Source organism: Marinobacter sp. G11 (assembly GCF_021282325.1).
Taxonomy (GTDB): Bacteria; Pseudomonadota; Gammaproteobacteria; order Pseudomonadales; family Oleiphilaceae; genus Marinobacter; species Marinobacter vinifirmus.
Window position 1 is genome coordinate 1 of record NZ_JAJSPB010000075.1, and the last position, 2,689, is coordinate 2,689.

4 protein-coding genes are annotated in these 2,689 nt (G+C 58.6%); all 4 read right to left on the bottom strand.

The genetic code is table 11. The features are described 5' to 3' along the window. Positions 1–29: 29 nt before the first annotated feature. The 4 genes from LWH94_RS18955 to tnpA are packed head-to-tail and all read right to left on the bottom strand — an operon-like array spanning position 30 to position 2,604. Positions 30–299 carry a hypothetical protein gene (locus LWH94_RS18955; RefSeq protein WP_054641827.1) on the bottom strand — a complete coding sequence of 90 codons (270 nt, stop codon included), beginning with the start codon at positions 297–299 and terminating at the stop codon, positions 30–32. Next, the gene (gene tnpC / locus LWH94_RS18960) at positions 289–1,944 is read right to left on the bottom strand and encodes an IS66 family transposase (protein ID WP_232903284.1); all 1,656 of its coding nucleotides are present in this window, start codon (positions 1,942–1,944) and stop codon (positions 289–291) included. Before tnpC ends, LWH94_RS18955 begins: the two co-directional genes overlap by 11 nt. Positions 1,945–1,972: 28 nt before the next feature. Then, positions 1,973–2,317 (bottom strand): IS66 family insertion sequence element accessory protein TnpB, encoded by a 345-nt coding sequence (tnpB, locus tag LWH94_RS18965; protein ID WP_016915087.1) that lies wholly within the window; start codon positions 2,315–2,317, stop codon positions 1,973–1,975. After that, positions 2,314–2,604, bottom strand: a complete 291-nt coding sequence (gene tnpA, locus LWH94_RS18970) for an IS66 family insertion sequence element accessory protein TnpA (protein ID WP_232903285.1) — start codon at positions 2,602–2,604, stop codon at positions 2,314–2,316. The genes tnpB and tnpA overlap by 4 nt, the downstream gene beginning before the upstream one ends. Between the last annotated feature and the right edge of the window lie 85 nt (positions 2,605–2,689).

Here is a 2,689-nt window from a genome sequence, read left to right on the forward strand (position 1 = left end):
GTAAGCGTTCATTCCACGACGTAGTTGACCTACTTCACGTCACGCAGAGGCCTTAATAACTCCGGCGAGACCTTGTACTGTTTGGGGCCGTCCTCGGCCAGAACAATCACACTCTTGCGGTTGATCTTGGTGACGATCCCCAGCACCGGGCCTTCCCGGCCCTCGAAGGTTACTTTCAGGCCCACCCGCAACTGACTCAGTGCCTGCAGATTTTCCTGATCCCTCAGTTCGTCGATGCGCCGGCAGACGTATTGATTCAATTCCAGCAACTGGTCGATGCTCATGTCCTCAATGCGCATGAACGGTGGCCTCCGGCTGTTTGCTCTGTCGATCAGGGTGGCGTGGGTCGATCAGCGCCCGCAATGGGTTCTCGGCGAACCGAGTTTTCCAGAGACGAGGCGTCAGGTCGCTGACGTCACTGGCCGGATGCTGGCTGATGCGTTGCAGCACGTCCACCAGGTAGGTGTAGGGGGTAATATCGTGCAGCTTGCAGGTGCTGATCAGGCTCTGGATGATGCCCAGGTGTTCCGCGCCCAGTTCGGTCCAGCAGAACATCCAGTTTTTCTTGCCCATGGGGATGGGCCGTAGGGCCCGTTCCAGGTGATTGGTATCGGGTTGTACGTCCGGATCTTCCAGGAACACCGTCAGGCTCGTTTCCCGGCCGAGCACGTAATTCAGGGCTTTGGTTAACGGTTCACTGGGTAACAGGCCGCCTTGCCCCAACTGATCCCGGCACCATTGGAAGAAGCCGCTGACGACCGGCTTCGCATGGTCCAGCCGGTATTGGCGCTTCTTCTCGCCGGTGAGCTCCTTTTCCTTAATGGTATCTTCAATCTGGTACAGCTTCGCGATCTGTTGCAGGGCTTCGGTGGCCTTCTCAGGATGATCCTTTTGGGCCTCAACGAAGCAACGGCGACTATGCACCCAGCATTGAGCATGAGTAATGCCTTTCTGGGCCGCGGCATAGCGGGCATATGCGGCATAACCATCGCTGATCAGAGTGCCACTGAATTGGTCGTTCAGAACCTGCTCGATGTGCAGTCGGCCCCGACTGTTCGAGTAGGTAAACACCACTTCGTCGTCATCACCGTATAGGGGCCAGAACCAGCCTGTTTTCATCTTGCCTTTCTGCGGGCCTGCCCGGCCCTGGTGGCCCGCTTTGATGGGTGTTTCGTCCATGGCCAGCACCCGGCTGCGCAGCACGTTGTCGGTCTGGGCGTCCACAATGGGCCGAAGCAGGTCGATGGCCCGCTTCACCAGGTTCGTCAGGGTGCTGCGGCTGAGGGTAATACCCGCTTGTTGAATGCGCTGGTGCTGGCGATACAGCGGCAGGTGGAACTGGAACTTGTCCACCAGCAACCCGGCCAGCAGGCTGACATCGGCCAGGCTGTTGTCCAGCACGTTGAACGGGGCTGGTGTTGTCACAGGTTTTTGATCCGTGCCCTTACGACGGAACACCGGGCGTTCGCATTTGAGCACCACATAGCTGGAGGCCCGCTGGGCCAGACGGTAGGTGGTTTTGGTGCCGATGATGTCGTATTGGTCGGCGTCCGGCCCGGTCAGCTCCGGCGGCAGTTGCTCGATCACTTCCACCGGCACATCCGCCGTAAAGCGCAGGCCGGTGTCGTTCAGACAATCGTCGTCCCGCTGCTTCTTGCCGGTGCCGCGCTGATAGGCCTTAATGGTGCGCCTCTCTTCCTCGGCAGGCTTCTCCGGCAGCGGTGCTTCACCGGGGGTGAACAGGCTATCCTGTTCTGGAATATCATAAACCTGCTTCTCGGATTTGGGGCCAAACAGCTGCTTCTTGAACCAGTCTAACTGGTGTTTCAACTGCCGAATGGATTCCGCCTGGGCCTCCAACTGCTCGCGCTGCAACGCATTTTCCTCGGCCAGGGCCGAGTAGGAAGGTGCATTGGGTTGGGGGTCGGAAGCCGTTGAATTCATGGCCGATATTATACCGGAAGTCCGTCTTCTATACCCCTCGAAAACGCTTGAATTGGCGGTATTTCTGCACCTCGATGCCATCGATCAGTAGTTGCAGATCCGTCAGGGTCAGGGCTCGCTGACCGGAGGCGGATAACGGCACCCGGAACTGCCCCTGCTCCAGGCGCTTGGCCCAGAGGCAATAGCCGGTGGCGGTAAAATACAGCATCTTCATCTGGGTCTTGCGGCGATTAACGAAGACGAAATACTGGCCGCTGAGCGGATCGTGCTTTAACTGATTCCGGACCAGGGCGCTCAGGCCCCGGAACGATTTGCGCATGTCGGTAGGCTCGGTGCACAGCCAGATGCGCGCCTGGCTATCGAGCCCGATCATCCGTTCTGGCTCAGCCGCAGTTCGACGCCGTTGCCGAGGCTCAGCACTATGTTCCAGCCTGGGCCGGAGGATGGAGAGTTGGCCATCAACGACGAGAGATCCAGAAAACCGGCTTCACCGGAACCGGCCGGATCATCGGTCGACTGACCGGACAGGCGCTTTCGCCAGTTGCAGAAGCTGGCATAGCCAATGGTCTGCTGCTTACAGAACTTCGGGGCCGACAGACCACTGTCACGCTGCTGGTCGACCAGGACCTGCCACTGTTCCGGAGTGCGGTGTTTTCTCATGGGAGCAACCTCTTATTAGGAAATCAGAGGTTACTGTAGAGCGAAATTCAGTGGGGTGGCAGGACGTCTCGGAATGAACGCTTAC